Genomic DNA, 17,008 nt, shown 5'->3' with positions numbered 1-17,008 from the left:
AAGGGTCGGGGGCGGGCTGACCAACGGAAAGGCGTACTCGATCAGGGTGCGCGCCGTCGCCAACGTCGACGGCGCGAACCAGGCCGGCGAGAGCACGACCGCCAACTCGGCCACCCCGTACGGCCCGCCGCCGCGCCCGTCCGTCTCGGCGAGCGGCGGCAACGGCCAGGTGACCTTCAAGGTCTCCGGCTCGACGAACGGTCGCAACGTGACGATCACGGTCAGCGGGGCGAAGTCCGGGTCGTTCGGCATCTCCCAGTCCGCCGGCTCGGGGTCGAACACGTACACCGCGAGCGGGCTCGGCTACGGCGAGACCGCCAAGCTGTGCGCCGTCGCGAAGGACAGCGAGGGCAACACGTCCGACGAGGCGTGCGACTCCGCGACGACCGCGGAGCGCCCCAGGCCGACGCTCTACAAGCACTCCGACGCCCAGGGCGAGGAGGGGTGCGGGGACAGCTCGTGCCGCTGGCTCGGCATCGACCCCAACGGCGCGACCGGATCGGTCCAGTACCAGTGCTGGGGCTCGGACGGCGGATGGCACAGGTTCTCGCCCTCGTCGAACTACTCCAACGAGTGGTGGACCATCAATCTGAGCAACGGCCGCCAGCGGCTCCAGTGCTACTACGGCTGGCCGGGCCAGCAGGTCCAGGTGAAGTTCTCCGACGGGACGAGCACACCGGTCATGGGCTGGTAGCCCCCCGCCCGTCCGCTCTACAGCACGCAACGAGAAACGGAAACTCATGAGCACGATGACCCCCGAGCAGGCCACCTGGTTCGCTCAGACCTTCGACCGCCTCGTCGGCAACGTGGGCCAGGCCGTCCTGGGCAAGGCGCACGTGGTGCGCCTCACCCTGACGTGCATGCTCTCCGAGGGCCACATCCTCCTCGAGGACGCACCCGGCACGGGAAAGACGTCGCTCGCCCGCGCCCTCGCGGCGAGCGTCCAGGGCACGAACAACCGCATCCAGTTCACGCCCGACCTCCTTCCGTCGGACGTCACGGGCGTGACGATCTACGACCAGAAGACGGGACAGTTCGAGTTCCACCAGGGCCCGATCTTCGCGTCGATCGTGCTCGCGGACGAGATCAACCGCGCGTCGCCCAAGACGCAGTCGGCGCTCCTCGAGGTCATGGAGGAGGGGCGGGTCACCGTCGACGGCGTGGGCCACGACGTCGGGCGTCCGTTCATGGTCATCGCGACGCAGAACCCCATCGAGCAGGCCGGCACCTACCGGCTGCCCGAGGCACAGCTCGACCGCTTCCTCATGAAGGCGTCCATCGGGTACCCGGACCACGCGTCGACGGTCGAGATCCTCTCCGGTGCGTCCGTCCGCGACCGGAGCAAGACGCTCCAGCCGCTCATCACGACGCAGGCCGTGACGGAGATGGCCGAGCTCGGCGCGCGCGTGCACGTCGACGGCGCGGTCCTGGAGTACGTCTCCCGGCTCGCCGAGGAGACGCGCAACGCGCCCGAGGTCCGCGTCGGCGTCTCCGTCCGTGGCTCGCTCGCGCTCGTGCGCTGCGCGAAGGTCTGGGCCGCGGCCCACGGCCGCAACTACGTGCTGCCGGACGACATCAAGGAGCTCGCGCAGCCGGCGTGGGCGCACCGCCTCGTGCTCGACCCGGAGGCCGAGTTCGCCGGCGCCACGAACGAGGCCGTGCTCGGCCGGCTCCTCGCCGACGTCGCGGCGCCGCAGGAGCGACGCTCCGCCTGACCGGACGTACGGCGCTCCCCACGCCGTCCGCCCACTCCGCCCGTCGGGTGCCCCACGCACCGTCGACCCGGCGGACCGTCCTCCCCCGCACCGACCGAGAGCCCATCGCATGAACGCCTCACACGGCCCCTCGACCGGCCGCCCGAGCACCCGCTCGAGCAGCCCGAGCGGCAGGACCGGCACGCCACCCGCGTCGTCGGCCCTCGCCGGACTGCTCCGACCCCTCGCAGCGCCCCTCGCCCAGGTCGCGGCGCCGATCGGGCGCGCGCTGGCGCCGGTGACGAGGGCGGTCGAGCCCGTGACGTCGGCGGTCAGCCCGTTCGGCTGGGCCGCGCTCGTCGTCACCGTCGGGGCGTGGTGGGCCGGGCTCGCCCTCTCCTGGCTCGAGCTGCTGGTGGTCGCGATCCTGCTCACGGTGTCTCTGCTCGCCGCGGTCGCGTTCGTGCTGGGCCGCTTCCGCTACGCCGTCGTGCTCGACCTCGCGCAGCAGCGCGTGACGGTCGGCGACCGCGCCGTCGGCCGGCTCGACGTGCGCAACGACTCGGGCCGGCCGCTGCTCCCCTCGGTCATGGAGCTGCCGGTGGGGCAGGGCATGGCGACGTTCCCCGTGCCGCGCCTGCGTCCCCAGGCGAGCCACGAGGAGATCTTCACGGTGCCGACGCACCGGCGCTCGGTGATCTCCGTGGGACCCGTGCGCTCGGTGCGGGCGGACCCGCTCGGTCTGCTGCGCCGCGAGGTCGTCTGGACCGAGCCCGAGGAGCTCTTCGTGCACCCGCGCGTGAAGAACCTCTCGGGCTCGTCCACGGGCTTCCTCAAGGACCTCGAGGGCCGCGTCACGACGGACATCTCCAACTCGGACGTCTCGTTCCACGCGCTGCGCGACTACGTCCCGGGCGACGACCGCCGGCACATCCACTGGAAGACGACGGCCCGCACCGGGCAGCTCATGGTCCGCCAGTTCGAGGAGACCCGCCGGTCGCACCTCGCCGTGCTCCTCTCGACGCGTGCCGAGGACTACGCGCACGACGACGAGTTCGAGCTCGCCGTGAGCGCGTGCGGGTCGCTCGGCCTCCAGGCGATCAAGGAGGACCGCGGGGTCACCGTCCTCGTCAACGACGGCAACCTGCGCGGCGACCACCGCACCCGGCTGCTCGACGACCTCGCGCGCGTCGAGACGCGCGCGCAGCGGACGTCCCTCGTGGATGTCGCGCGCGTCGCGGGGCTGACGATCAGCGACGCCTCGGTCGTGGCCTTCATCGTCGGCAGCAGGGTGACGCCGACCGAGCTGCGGGCGGCGTCCGCCCGGCTTCCCCAGGACGTCCGCGTCATGGCGATCCAGTGCGTCCCCGGGGCCTCGCTCAGCCGGCACGCCATCGCGGAGCTCGTCGTCCTCACCATCGGCGAGCTCGGTGAGCTCCCCCTCGCCCTGCGGAGGCTGAACGACTGATGAGCGCTCCCAGCACCACGACGCGCGGCTCGCGCCGCGCCACCCCGGTCGGCACGCCGCCGCCGTCCTCGGGCACCTCGCAGCGCAACACGACCCGGCTGCGCGGGGCCGACACCCCGCGTGCGCTCACGGCCCTCGGGGCCGTCGACGCGCTCGCGCTCGTCCTCGTCCTCGGCGCGGTCGCCGTCGGGTTCGGGCCCGTGTGGGGGTCCACCGGGTACCTCCTCCCGGCCGCGGGGGGCGCCGTCGTCGGGCTCCTGGTCGCGTGGCTCGGCGCCTGGCGCCGGTGGTCCGCCGCCACGGTCCTCGTGGTCGCGGTCGTCGCGTACCTGCTCCTCGGTGGCGCGCTCGCGCTGCCGGCGGACGCGATCGGCGGCGTGGTCCCGTCGCTGCAGACGATCACCGACCTGCTCCGTGGCGCCGTCACGGGCTGGAAGGAGTTCGTCACCACGGTCCCGCCGCTGCACTCCTTCCCGGAGCTCGCGGTGGTCCCGTACCTCCTCATGCTCGCGACCGCGCTCCTCGCGGGGACGATCGCGTGGCGCGCGCGCCGTGCCGAGTGGGCGCTCGTCCCCGTCGTGGTCGCGTTCGTGGGGGTCATCCTCCTCGGGACCGTCATCGCGGCGTTCCCGGTGGTGCAGGGTCTCGTCGTGGGCGGCGTGGGCCTGTTGTGGGCCGGGTGGCGGGTCACGGCCGCGCGCTTCGGGGCGCACCAGATCACGACCGAGGCGAGCAAGGCCGCGACGCGGCGGCTCTGGTGGCACCGCGTGCGCACCGGCGCGGCGATGCTGGTCGTCGGCGGCGTCGCCGCGGCGTTCGCCGCGCCCGTGCTGCTCCCGGACGCGCCGCGCACCGTGCTGCGCGAGACGGTCGTGCCGCCCCTCGACCTGCACGAGTACGTGAGCCCGCTCACGGCGTTCCGCAAGTACGCCAAGGACATGCGCGAGGACGAGCTGTTCACCGTGCAGGGGCTCCCGGCAGGCGCCAAGGTCCGCCTCGCCGGTCTCGACACGTACAACGGCGTCGTCTACGACGTCTCCAGCGGGCTGCCCGGCTCGGGCGTCTACACGCGCGCGGGCGAGGAGATCGCGACCGTCGCGTCCGGGACTCCGACGCGCGTCGAGGTCCAGGTCGGGGACTACACCGGCGTGTGGGTGCCCGACGTCGGCACGCTGGAGGGCATCACCTACGGGGGCGACCGCGCGCGCGAGCTCGGCGAGACCACGTACTACAACTCGACCACGGGGACCGCGCTGACGACCGCCGGGCTGCGACCGGGCGACTCGTACACGCTCGACACGCTCGTCACGGTCGAGCCCACGGAGGACGACCTGCGGGCGGGCGCGATCGACCAGTCGATCGAGGTGCCGAGGCCGCCCAAGGACGCGCTGCCCGCGTCGCTCGCGGGCAAGGCCGCGCAGTTCATGGGGGAGGAGACCGAGCCCGTCGACCAGCTCTTCGCGCTCCGCGACGGCCTCGTGGCCAGCGGCGTCTTCTCCAGCGGGCTCGACACCCAGCCCCCCTCGCGTCCGGGCCACTCGGCGGAGCGCATCGACACGCTCCTCGCGGACGAGGAGATGGTGGGCGACGACGAGCAGTTCGCGGTGGCGCTCGCCCTCATGGCCAACCAGGCCGGCATCCCCGCGCGCGTGGTCATGGGCTTCTACCCCGACATGGAGAAGAACCCGCTCGAGCCGGGCGAGCCCTTCACCGCGACCGGGACCGACGTGCACGCGTGGGCGGAGGTGCCGTTCGTCGGCTACGGGTGGGTGCCGATCACGGCGATCCCCGACGAGGACAACAAGATCCAGCCGGAGCCCAAGAGCCTCCAGGTGCCCAAGCCCCCGATCCTCGAGGACCCGGAACCGCCGGAGGAGCCCGCCGAGGCCGAGGCCGGCAAGGTCGACGACGAGGAGAAGGAGAAGGCCGAGAGCGACGGCTTCGACTGGGGCCAGGCGGCCCTCGTCGCCGTCGCCGTGGTGGTGCCGCTCGCGCTCCTCGCCCTGCCGGTGATCCTGGTGCTCGCCTACAAGGCGCGTCGCCGGGCGCGGCGCCGCGCGGCGGCACGTCCCGTCGACCGGGTGAGCGGAGGCTGGCGCGAGGTCCTGGACACCGCGACGGACCTCGGCACGCCCGTCCCCGCCGGGTCCACGCGACGCGAGGGCGCCGGCCTCCTCTCCCAGGCGTACGGCGCGACGGCGACGATCCCGCTGGCGCACCGCGCCGACGCGACCGTCTTCGGCCAGGGCGAGCCGACCGAGCAGGAGATCGAGGCCTTCTGGGCGGACGTGGACACCGTCGTCGGGGGGCTACGCTCCTCCGTGAACCGTCGGGCCCGCGTCCGCGCCGCACTCTCGCTGCGGTCGGTCCGCGCGGCCTCCGGTTCGTCGGGTCTGCGCCGGTGGCTGCCCGGCCGCCGCGCCGGCACGAAGGGTGGCGCCGTGCCCCCGGCGGCAGGGTCGTCGTCGGAGCCGACGAGACGACAGGGAGACGAGTCATGAGCGACGTGACGTGCGCCGCGTGCGGGTCCGCGCAGTCCGCGGGGTCCGCGTTCTGCGCCGTGTGCGGGCAGCCCTTCCCCCGGACGGGTCGCCCGGTCGCCGAGCCGGCCGCAGGCCCGGTCGGCAGCGTCCAGGCCGTCGCCGCGCGCGCGGGGGCGGACCTGCCGTACGCGGCCGCCCCGCACTCGGCGCCGGACACCACGACGGAGCCCGAGGTCTACGCGGCGACCCAGAAGGCGTTCGGCCCGGCCGTCGCCGCGCCGTCGGCGTCCTCGCTCGCGACCGCCCCGTTCGCGGGGAGGGGACGGCGGTTCCTCGCCTACGTGGTCGACGTCGCCGTCCCGGGCCTCGTCGCGCTGGTGGTCGTCGTCGCGGGCCTCGCGATGGTCGGGACGCCGCTCGGCAGCGTCCAGGTCGTGACGCAGGACGAGGCCGCCGCGCTCTTCGGCAAGATCCTCGTGGTCTACGTCGTCGCCGGGGTGCTCGCGCTCGCGTGGTGGGTGGGCGTCTGGTTCTGGGAGGGCTCGACGGGCAAGACGCTCGGCAACCTCCTCACCGGCATCCGCACGGTCGACGCCGGGACGCGCGAGCCGGTCGGCTTCGGCCGGGCGGCGCTGCGCTGGATCATCGTCGGCGTCGTGCCCCTGGGCGGGATCCTCGTGGTCCTGCTCAGCCCGGGCTTCGACTCCTCCGGCCGGTCGCAGGGGTGGCACGACAAGGCGGGCCGCTCGCTCGTGCTCGACGTGCGCGGTGTCAGCCCTGCCTCCTCGTCGCCCTCCGGCTACGAGGGCGTGGCCACGCTCATGGCCGGTGCGCCCGCGGGTTCCTCCCACGGCGCGGCCGGGGCCTACGCCTCGACGCCCCAGCCCGGGTACGCCCCCGCACCGGCTCAGCCCGGGTACGCCCCCGCACCGGCTCCGACGGGGTACGCGCCCTACCCGCCCGCCCCGCTGGGCGGCCAGGCTCCTGCGGCCCCGGCGGCTCCAGGAGGCACGGCGTCGTTCGCCCCGTCGGCGCCGACGTCGCCGTCGGGTCCGGCGCCGGCCGCACCCGTCCCGGACCCCTGGGCCTTCCCGTCCTCCGCGGCGCCCGCGGGCGACGGACTGATCACGGGCGTCCCGGGCGTCGGGAGCGGGTCGACCCCGGCCGCGCCGCCGGTCCCCGCCACGCCCGCGCCCGCCGCTCCGCCGGCGGCGACGTCCCCCGCCCCCGTGGTGACGCCCGCGGCCCCCGCACCCGCCGTCGCGCCCACGCCCGAGCCCGCCGAGGCGGAGTGGGACAGCACGCGCATGACGGCGCGGGACGTCCGCGCCATGGACCCCGCACCCGACGTCTCGGTCGTCATCGAGCTCGAGTCCGGAGAGCGTCGTGCCGTCGACCGCCCGACCCTGCTCGGCCGCAACCCGCAGGCGCCCGACGACGGGCCGTGGAACCTCGTCGCGGTCGACGACCCGACGCGGTCCGTCTCCAAGACCCACGCCGAGCTCCGCGTGGACCCGAGCGGCCTGTGGCTCACGGACCGCGGCTCCACCAACGGCACCGTCGTCTCGGTGCCGGGAGCCCCGCCGCGCGTCGCCGAGCCGGGGACCCGGGTGCGCGTCCCCGTCGGAGCGACGATCCACGTCGGGGACCGCCGCATCGTCGTCCACCCCGGTGCCGCATGACGACCGAGCTGCCGGCCGAGGTCCACCTCGCCTGGGGCGCGGCGTCGCACCGGGGCGCGCGCCGGCTCCTCAACGAGGACCGGTTCCTCGTCTCGCGCTCCGTCTTCTTCGTCGCCGACGGCATGGGCGGCCACGAGGCGGGCGAGGTCGCGAGCGCGACGGCCGTCGAGGCCCTCCGACCCCTCGCCGACCTCGACGTCGTCACGCCGGACGAGGTCCGCGAGCGGATCACGGTCGCGCAGGAGAACGTGCAGGCCATCGTCACCGAGCCCGGCCGGGGGGCGGGCACCACCGTGACCGGCGTGGTCGTCTCGGAGCAGGACGGGAACCCGTACTGGCTCGTCGTCAACGTCGGCGACTCGCGCACGTACCACCTCGCCGGCGGTCGTCTCGAGCAGGTGAGCGTCGACCACTCGGAGGTCCAGGAGATGGTCGACGCCGGGCTGCTGACGCCCGCGGAGGCCCTCACGCACCCGCGGCGGCACGTCGTCACGCGCGCGCTCGGCTCGCGCAACGCCCCGCAGGTGGACTTCTGGTACCTGCCGATCGAGCGGCACGACCGCGTCCTGGTCTGCTCGGACGGCCTGACGGGCGAGCTCACGGACGAGCGGATCACGGAGGTCCTGCTCTCCACGCCCGACCCGCAGGCGGCCGCCGAGCGCCTGGTCCACGAGGCCATCGCGGCCGGGGGCCGGGATAACATCACAGTCGTCGTCGTCGACGCGACGGGCGTGTCCGACGACACGAGCGGCGGGAGCACGACGCCGCGCGACCACGCCGCGGCACCGGGTCCGGTCGTCGACGAGGACACGCTGCCCAGGGATGTTCGTCTCCAGATCGGGGGTCTGACGTGACGCTGCGCTACGTCACGGGAACCGCACGCGCCGTCGTGCGAGGCGGCACGGTCGTCGTGCTGCCGGGTCCGGTGGAGGCCTCGCTCGTCGAGCAGGTCTGGGACCAGCTCGGCACCGACGCAGGGGTCGTCGAGGTGCTCCAGGTCCTCACCGGCGCCTTCGGCTCGAGCCTGCGGACCGTGCCGCCGTTCGTGGTGGCGGTGGTCGCGGACCGTCGCGTCCACGTCGCCGCGCGCGGCCGGGTGACCGTGACCCTCGAGCTCGACGGCGGCGAGCGCGTGCGGGTCGAGGGCGAGGGCGTCACGACCTGGTCCGAGCGCGTCCTGGACGACGTCGTCGAGCTGCTCGTGCGCTCCGACACCGGTGTCGTCGGCACCCTCGACGAGGCGCCCGCCGGGGAGCCCCTGCTCGGGGACGCGGCCACGCTGCCGCTCGTCTCCGGCGTGGTCCTCGCGGGCGCCGTCGCGTGGCCGCTCGTCGAACGCCCCGCCCGGCCGGCTGCCGCGGACCTCGTGGACGACGACGCGCCCGCCGCCGAGCCCGCGCCGACCGACCGGCCCTCCTGGGGCTCGGCCACCGAGCCGACGGCGGTGGAGCCCGAGTCCGTCCCCGTGGCGGCCGCGCCGCCGCTCGGCGCGACGCTCCGCCTCCCCGAGGAGACCATCGCGCCCGAGCCGGAGTCCGACGTCCCGACCCCGCCGGTGCTCGCGGACGAGCCCGCGGCAGCGGTCGAGGGTTCCGAGGCCGCCGCGGCTCCGGAGGAGGACGACGACTACTCGCATCTGTGGGGGTCGACCATCCTGCGGACCGTCGAGGATGCCGCCGTGCGCACCGAGGACGACGAGGAGCACGACGAGCCGGCACCCCCGGACGCCGTGACCCCGCCCGTCCCGCCGGCCCCGGTCGCGGAGGAACCGCCCGTGCCGTCGCCGGTCCCGTCCGGCGACGGGCTCATCGCCGGCGTCCCGCGGGAGTGGACGGGCGCGACGCCCGCCGCGGCGCACCGCGCCGCGACGGTCCTCGACCCCGACGGCGAGCCCGCCGAGACCGAGGGAGAGCCCGGGCTCGACCACGACGGCCACACCGTGCACTCGTCCGCCATCGCGGACCTGCGCGCGGCCGCGCAGGACGCGGGCGGGGCCGCTCCGGTGCCGCCGCCGCCGTCGTTCAGCGCGCCGCCCGGCCCGGGACAGCAGCAGATCCTCGCGCGGACGTGCGCGCAGGGGCACGCGAACCCGCCGTCGCGGGACGCGTGCGCTCTCTGCGGCGGGCCCCTCGAGGGCGACGCCGCGCTGGCGGTCCGCCCGCCGCTCGGCCGCGTCGTGGTGTCGACCGGGCAGACGGTCGAGCTCGACCGTCCCGTCGTCGTGGGCCGTCGGCCGCGCACGCCCCGGTCGCAGGCGGCGGAGCTGCCCCGCCTGGTGACGGTGCCCAGCCCGCAGCAGGACATCTCGCGCTCGCACCTCGAGATCACGCTCGAGGGGTGGCACGTCCTCGTGAGCGACATGGCGACGACCAACGGGACCACGCTGCTGCGCGCGGGCCAGCCGCCGCGACGCCTGCACCCGTCGGAGCCGGTCCTCGTCGTCGACGGCGACGTCGCCGACCTCGGCGACGGCGTGACCCTCGTCTTCGAGGGGATCCGGTGAGCACCAAGCGCGCGCCGTCCCCACCGCCGGAGATCAAGGGCTTCGAGTACGTCTCGCTGGTCGGCTCGGGCGGGTTCTCCGACGTCTTCCTGTACCAGCAGCAACGCCCCCGCCGGCGGGTCGCGGTCAAGGTCCTGCTGCACGAGTGGTCCAGCCACTCGCAGCGGGCGGCGTTCGACGCCGAGGCCGACCTCATGGCGACGCTCTCGACCCACCCGTCGATCGTCACGATGTACGAGGCGGACATCGCCGACGACGGGCGCCCGTACCTCGCCATGGAGTACTGCTCGCGCCCCAACCTCGGCGCGCGGTACCGCACCGAGCGGCTCTCGGTGGCCGAGGCGCTGCGCACGGCGGTCCAGATCGCGGGTGCCGTCGAGACGGCGCACCGCGCGGGCATCCTGCACCGCGACATCAAGCCGGCGAACATCCTGGTCACCGAGTACGGCCACCCGGCGCTCACGGACTTCGGCATCTCCTCGACGGTCGACGACGCCGCGCGCGCCGAGGGCATGTCGATCCCGTGGTCCCCGCCCGAGTCGTTCGCCGAGCCGCCACGCAGCGGGATCGCGACCGACGTCTGGGCGCTCGCGGCGACGACGTACACGCTGCTCGCCGGCCGGACGCCGTTCGAGGTGCCCGGCGGCTCCAACTCGAGCGCCAACCTCATCTCGCGGATCGAGACCTCGCCGCTGCCCCCGACGGGCCGCACGGACGTCCCGGCCTCGCTCGAGCGCGTGCTCGCGACGGCGATGGCGAAGAACCCCGGGTCGCGCTACCCGACGGTCCTCGCGTTCGCGCGCGCCCTCCAGCAGGTGCAGAACGAGCTGTCGTACGCGGTCACCCCGATCGACCTGCTCGACGACTCGGGCCACGTGCAGGAGGAGGAGCCGGACGACGACGCCGGGACCCGCCTGCGCCAGGTCGTGTCGATCGACCCGTCGGGACCCGGTGGGACGTCGTCGGGACCCGTCGCGCCGAGCCGGCCGACCCAGCCCACGACGCCGCTGCGGCCGGGTCAGCCGGGCGCGCCGTGGCCCGGCCAGACCGTCGCGCCCGGACCGGCCGCCCCGCAGCAGCAGCCGGGACCGCGCGCCCCGCAGCAGCCCTACGCGCCCGCGGCCTGGAACCAGGGCGCGCCCGCGCACACCGCGGGCACCGCACCGACCTCCGTCGTCGGCGCCGGCGGGCACGCGCCCGTCGCCGAGCTCACGGACCCGTCCCGGATGTACCCCGGCGCCCGGCGCCCGGGGGCCTGGGGCCAGCCGCCCGTCGAGGACACCGTCCACCGGCCCACCGGGCCGGAGGACGGCGGGCCGGCCGCCGCGCCCGCGGAGGAGCGGTCGGGCCGCGGCGCGCTGTGGGCGACGCTCGCCGGCGTCGTCGGGGTCGCGGTCGCGGTCGGCGGGTTCTTCCTGCTGCGGCCGGACGCCCCCGTGGACGACACGGACACCGGCGGGGGCGGCGAGGAGACGGCCGCCACGGACGACGACTTCCTGCCGTCGGACAACCTCGGCGACCTCGTCCCGCCCGTGAACGATCTCGTGGGCACCTACGACCCGGCGCGCGAGGTCGCCACGTTCACGTGGGCGTACGACTCGGACAAGGCGCAGGAGGGCGACATGTTCGCCTGGAAGAAGCTCGACCCGATCGAGGACTCGCCGTACAAGGACGCGTTCGACGAGACGACCGTCGAGCTGCGGGCCAAGCCGGGCGAGCAGGTCTGCATCGAGGTCATCGTGGACCGTGACGGCAAGTTCTCCGCGGCACCCCAGAAGGCCTGCGTGACGGGGGAGGCGGCGTGAGCGAGCTCGCGGTCGAGTTCTGCGGGGAATGGTTCCGCCCGTCCGTGAACGGGGACCCGTTCGACATCGGGCGGGACGGCGACCTCGCGATCGAGGACAACCCGTACCTGCACCGCCGCTTCCTGCGCATCTCGCACGAGGGCGGCATCTGGTGGCTCGCCAACGTCGGGACGCTCATCTCCGCGACGGTGTGCGACTCGGGTGGCGGGGTGCAGTCCTGGCTCTCGCCGGGCAACCGCCTTCCGATCGTCTTCCCCACGACGTCGATCGTGTTCACGGCCGGGCCGACCACGTACGAGCTCACCGCGCAGCTGCACGGGGCGCCGTACCAGGAGATCCGCTCCGAGGACACGGAGTCGGGCGGCGCGACGACCATCGGCATGATCACCTTCACGACGAGCCAGAAGCAGCTCATCGTGGCGCTGGCCGAGCCGATGCTGCGACGCGACGGCACCGGCCTGTCGGAGATCCCGTCGTCGGCCGCGGCCGCTGCCCGCCTGGGCTGGGCGACGACGCGCTTCAACCGCAAGCTCGACAACGTGTGCGACAAGCTCGACCGGATCGGGGTCAAGGGCCTGCGCGGCGGGCCCGGAGCGCTGGCGACGAACCGCCGTGCGCGCCTCGTCGAGTACGCGGTGGCGTCGCGCCTCGTGACCTCGGCCGACCTGCCCCTGCTCGACCTCACCGACGACGGCTGACCCCCGCGGGTCCCGGCGGGCGCGCCCGACGCGCGCCCCGCCCGGTCGCGCCCTCCGCGGCGCCGCCGGACCGTCGTGGCCTCCCACCTGCCCGTCCCTCTCCCCGGACCTGAACAGGAAACTCCGTGCGAATCAAGCTCACGCTGCACCGCCCTGACGCCAGCACGACCAACGTCGCCGTCACGGCGGACGCGACGGCCACGGTGCGCGACGTCGCCGAGGCGCTGTTCGCGGGCGACCCCACCCGGTCGGGCACCGCCGTCCCGGACCGGCTCACGCTCCAGGTCGGCACCGCGCCGTCGGGGTCCGGGCAGGGGCGCGTGCTGTCCCCGACGAGCGACCTCACCGAGGCGGGGCTGCGGTCCGGGTCGACGGTGTCGATCGTGCGCGTCTCCGAGCAGTTCGACGCGCCTGGGCAGGACCGCGGCGCGGCCGTCGCCGTCCTGCGCGTGCTCGAGGGGCCGGACGCGGGGCGCGAGTTCCCGCTGCCCGTGGGGACGAGCTACCTCGGCCGCGACCGCAACATGGACATCCGGCTGAGCGACCCGCAGATCTCCAAGCGGCACGCCCGCCTCACGGTCGGCGAGACGATCGAGATCACGGACACCAACTCGGCCAACGGGCTCGTCATGGGCGGCCAGCGCATGACGCGCTCGACGCTCACGTCGTCGGACACGGTGACGATCGGCAGCACGGTCGTGTCCGTCGTCGCGCTGCACCGCACGACGAGCCTCGCGCCGACGAGCCCGGTCGTCGAGTTCAACCGGTCCCCGCGCGTCGTCGCGCGCTTCCCGGAGCGCAAGCTCAAGGCGCCCAAGCCGCCGCAGCCGCCGGAGCCGCAGCGCTTCCCCTACCTGGCCATGGTCGCGCCGCTCCTCATGGGCGCGATCCTCTACTCCGTCACGCGCAACGTCCTGTCGATCGTCTTCGTCGGCCTGAGCCCGATCCTCATGCTCGGTAACTACCTCGACCAGAAGGTGCAGGCGAGGCGCAAGCTCAAGGCGCAGCGCGAGCAGTTCGAGGCGGGGGTCGTCGCGATGCGCGAGACGATCGACCGCACGCACGCCGTCGAGCGCGCCGTGCGCCTCTCGGAGGCGCCGTCGGTGGGCGACACGGTCGACGCGGTCCGGCGCCTCGGCGGGCTGATGTGGACGCACCGCCCGGAGCACGACGCGTTCCTGACGGTCCGGATCGGGCTCGGCGCCGCGCCGTCGCGCACCCAGCTCGAGCAGCCGGGCGAGAACAACACGCTGCCGGAGTACTGGAACGAGCTGGAGAAGCTGCACGCCCAGTGCGCGACGATCTCGGGCGTCCCGGTCGTCGCGCGCCTGCGCACGGACGGCGCGCTCGGCGTCGCCGGTGCGGGGTCCGCGGTCGACGCCGTCGCGCGCGGGATCCTCGTCCAGCTCGCGGGCCTGCACTCGCCGTCGGAGCTCGTGCTCGCGGCCATGACGTCGCAGCGCTCGCGCGCCGACTGGGAGTGGCTCGAGTGGCTGCCGCACACCGGGTCGCCGCACAGCCCGCTGGGTGGCGACCACCTGGCCGACAACCCGGGCGCCGCGCAGGCGCTGCTGTCGCAGCTCGAGGACCTGGTCGAGGCGCGCGGGGCAGATCTCGACACGCACGCCGAGCTGCGCGGGCCGATCGACCCCGAGGAGGGCGAGGACACGCCCAAGCCGGTGCTGCCGACCGTCGTCGTGCTCGTCGAGGACGACGCCCCGGTGGACCGCTCGCGCCTCACGCGCCTCGTGGAGCGCGGCGCGGACGCGGGCGTGCACGTCGTCTGGGTCGCCCCCTCGGTCGAGCAGCTCCCGGCCGCGTGCCGCACGTTCGTCCTCGTGGACACCGTCGACGCCGCGGCCGCGCCGGGTGCCACCGCGGGCGCCACGAGCGGCGAGGTCCGGGTCGGCCGCCTGTCGTTCCCCGTGGCGTGCGAGACGGTCGACCTCGCGACGGCCCACGAGGTGGCGCGCATCCTGGCCCCGGTGGTCGACGTCGGCGCGCCCGTCGACGACGACTCCGACCTCCCGCGCTCGGTCTCGTACCTCACGCTCGCGGGTACCGCGCTGGCCGAGGACCCGGGCCGCCTCATCGACGCGTGGCGCGAGAACGGCTCCCTGACGCCGCGCGACGGCTCGCCGCCCGTGCGGCGCAAGGCGCCGACGAACCTGCGCGGCCTCGTCGGGCACTCGGGGACGGAGCCCCTCTACCTCGACCTGCGCACGCAGGGCCCGCACGCGCTCGTGGGCGGGACGACCGGTGCGGGCAAGTCGGAGTTCCTCCAGTCCTGGGTGCTCGGCATGGCCGCCGCCCACAGCCCGGACCGCGTGACGTTCCTCTTCGTCGACTACAAGGGCGGCGCCGCGTTCGCGGACTGCGTGCACCTCCCGCACACCGTCGGCCTCGTCACCGACCTGTCGCCGCACCTGGTGCGCCGCGCCCTCACGTCGCTGCGCGCCGAGCTGCGCTACCGCGAGCACCTGCTCAACCGGAAGAAGGCCAAGGACCTCGCCTCGCTGGAGCGGACCGGCGACCCCGACGCGCCGCCGAGCCTGCTCATCGTGGTCGACGAGTTCGCGGCCCTCGTCAACGAGGTCCCGGAGTTCGTCGACGGCGTCGTGGACGTCGCCCAGCGTGGTCGCTCGCTCGGCCTGCACCTCATCCTCGCGACGCAGCGTCCGGCCGGCGTCATCAAGGACAACCTGCGCGCGAACACGAACCTGCGCGTCGCGCTGCGCATGGCCGACGAGGACGACTCGACGGACATCCTCGGCATCCCGATGGCCGCGCACTTCGACCCGTCGATCCCGGGCCGCGGCGCCGTGAAGACCGGCCCCGGGCGCATCACGCCGTTCCAGACCGGCTACGCGGGCGGATGGACGACCTCGCGCCCCGAGCGGCCCCGCATCGACGTCCAGGAGATGGCGTTCGGCTCCGACATCCGCTGGGAGCTGCCCGAGCCCGAGGTCGAGGAGGTCACCGACCCGGGTCCCAACGACATCGCCCGGGTGGTCGCGACGATCTCGCGGGCCGCGACGGAGGCCGCGGTCCCGATGCCGCGCAAGCCCTGGCTGGCCGAGCTCGCCCCGACCTACGACCTCGCGCGCCTGCCCAACCCGCGCACCGACACGATGCTCCTCCTCGGCGTGGAGGACGACCCGACGACCCAGGCGCAGCCCACGGTCTTCTACGAGCCCGACCGCGACGGCAACATGGCGATCTACGGCACGGGCGGCTCGGGCAAGAGCGCGACCCTGCGGACGATCGCCGTCTCCGCGGCGATCACGGCGCGCGGCGGCCCCGTCCAGGTCTACGCGATCGACGCGGGCGCGAGCGGCCTGCGCATGCTCGAGGACCTGCCCCACGTCGGCGCGGTCATCGCGGGCGACGACGAGGAGCGCGTCCAGCGCGTGCTGCGCACGCTGCGCGACCTCGTCGACGAGCGCTCGGCCCGGTACGCCTCGGTCCGTGCGGGCAGCCTCGACGAGTACCGGCGCCTCGCGAACGCCCCCGACGAGCCGCGCATCCTGCTGCTGGTCGACGGGATCGGCGCGTTCCGCGAGTCCTACGAGTTCCGGCCCGCGCACGCGTTCCCCGTGTGGGGCGCGTTCACGGCGATCGCGACCGACGGCCGCCAGGTCGGCGTGCACGTCGTCGTCGCGGGCGACCGCGCGGCGTCGGTCCCGACGTCGCTGGGGTCGACGATCCAGAAGCGGCTCGTGCTGCGCCTGGCGAGCGAGGACGACTACCTGACGCTCGGCGTCCCCAAGGACGTCCTGTCGCTCACGTCCCCGCCCGGCCGCGGTGTGCTCGACGAGAACGAGGTCCAGATCGCGGTCCTGGGCGGCGACCCGAACGTGGCGCTGCAGGCGCGCGAGCTGGGCAAGCTGCGCGACGCGATGACGCGCCTCGGCATCCAGCAGGCGCCGGGCGTCGAGCGGCTGCCCGACAGCTTCGCGCTGGACACGCTGCCCGAGGTCACGGGGGGCCGGCCGACCATCGGTCTCGACGACCTCGACATCGCCCCGGTGGCGCTGCCCGCCCGGGGGACGTTCATGCTCTCGGGTCCGCCCGGGGGCGGTCGCACGACGGCGCTCGTCACCATCGCCCAGGCGGTGCGCCGGGCGCGCGCGGGCCGGGTCGTGTACCTCTCGCCGCGCCGCACGAGCATCTCGGCGCTCGACGCGTGGGACACGGCGGCGACGTCGCCCGAGGAGGTCGTGACGCTCCTCGAGTCGCTCACGCAGGCGCTCGACGGCGGGTCGCTGCGGCCCGGTGCGCTCACCGTGCTCGTCGAGTCGGTGACGGAGTTCACGGGGACGCCGGCGGAGCAGCCGCTCGTCGCGTTCGTGCGGGCCGCCACGCGTGCCGAGCAGCTCGTCGTGGGCGAGGCCGAGTCGTCGACCTGGGGGCAGGCGTGGGCCATCGCGCAGCCGTTCAAGGCGGGTCGCAGCGGTCTGCTCCTCACGCCGGGCGACCTCGACGGCGACACGTTGCTCGGGACCGGTCTCGGCCGGACCCGGCGCGCGGACTTCCCGCCGGGACGAGGCTTCCTCGTCGTCTCCGGGAGGGCGCGCAAGCTGCACGTCGCGCTCCCGCGGTAGCGACGTGACGCCCGTGGGGACCTCATGGGGACACCTCCCCATCGACGGGGCTCGCGGGCCGATGGTTGAGT

At 74.8% G+C, this 17,008-nt stretch carries 9 protein-coding genes and 1 pseudogene; all 10 read left to right on the top strand.

Features of this window, described 5'->3' with window-relative positions; translation table 11 throughout:
• A pseudogene (locus ABWU78_RS18000) lies at positions 1-694 on the top strand (hypothetical protein); the annotation flags it as partial.
• A 46-nt stretch (positions 695-740) separates the two neighbouring features.
• The gene (locus ABWU78_RS17995) at positions 741-1,715 is read left to right on the top strand and encodes an AAA family ATPase (protein WP_253055086.1); all 975 of its coding nucleotides are present in this window, start codon (positions 741-743) and stop codon (positions 1,713-1,715) included.
• A 109-nt stretch (positions 1,716-1,824) separates the two neighbouring features.
• The gene (locus ABWU78_RS17990; RefSeq protein WP_439159110.1) at positions 1,825-3,162 is read left to right on the top strand and encodes a DUF58 domain-containing protein; all 1,338 of its coding nucleotides are present in this window, start codon (positions 1,825-1,827) and stop codon (positions 3,160-3,162) included.
• Positions 3,162-5,663: a transglutaminase-like domain-containing protein gene (locus tag ABWU78_RS17985; protein ID WP_253055088.1), complete on the top strand. Its 2,502-nt coding sequence runs from the start codon at positions 3,162-3,164 to the stop codon at positions 5,661-5,663. Before ABWU78_RS17990 ends, ABWU78_RS17985 begins: the two co-directional genes overlap by 1 nt.
• Positions 5,660-7,327: an RDD family protein gene (locus tag ABWU78_RS17980; protein WP_439159109.1), complete on the top strand. Its 1,668-nt coding sequence runs from the start codon at positions 5,660-5,662 to the stop codon at positions 7,325-7,327. Before ABWU78_RS17985 ends, ABWU78_RS17980 begins: the two co-directional genes overlap by 4 nt.
• Complete coding sequence (locus ABWU78_RS17975; protein WP_253055089.1) at positions 7,324-8,181, top strand: PP2C family protein-serine/threonine phosphatase; 858 nt, start codon at positions 7,324-7,326, stop codon at positions 8,179-8,181. The genes ABWU78_RS17980 and ABWU78_RS17975 overlap by 4 nt, the downstream gene beginning before the upstream one ends.
• Positions 8,178-9,830 (top strand): FHA domain-containing protein, encoded by a 1,653-nt coding sequence (locus tag ABWU78_RS17970; protein ID WP_439159108.1) that lies wholly within the window; start codon positions 8,178-8,180, stop codon positions 9,828-9,830. The genes ABWU78_RS17975 and ABWU78_RS17970 overlap by 4 nt, the downstream gene beginning before the upstream one ends.
• Positions 9,827-11,635, top strand: coding sequence for a protein kinase domain-containing protein (locus tag ABWU78_RS17965; RefSeq protein ID WP_439159107.1), 1,809 nt, complete (start codon positions 9,827-9,829; stop codon positions 11,633-11,635). Before ABWU78_RS17970 ends, ABWU78_RS17965 begins: the two co-directional genes overlap by 4 nt.
• Positions 11,632-12,333 (top strand): hypothetical protein, encoded by a 702-nt coding sequence (locus ABWU78_RS17960; protein ID WP_439159106.1) that lies wholly within the window; start codon positions 11,632-11,634, stop codon positions 12,331-12,333. Before ABWU78_RS17965 ends, ABWU78_RS17960 begins: the two co-directional genes overlap by 4 nt.
• A gap of 125 nt (positions 12,334-12,458) precedes the next feature.
• Positions 12,459-16,937: an FtsK/SpoIIIE domain-containing protein gene (locus ABWU78_RS17955; RefSeq protein ID WP_439159105.1), complete on the top strand. Its 4,479-nt coding sequence runs from the start codon at positions 12,459-12,461 to the stop codon at positions 16,935-16,937.
• The last annotated feature ends 71 nt before the right edge of the window (positions 16,938-17,008 follow it).

It is taken from the genome of Cellulosimicrobium sp. CpK407 (assembly GCF_051844275.1).
Lineage (GTDB): Bacteria > Actinomycetota > Actinomycetes > Actinomycetales > Cellulomonadaceae > Cellulosimicrobium > Cellulosimicrobium cellulans_G.
The sequence above is the reverse complement of the archived record's forward strand: the minus strand, read 5'-3'. Positions and strand labels throughout refer to the sequence as shown.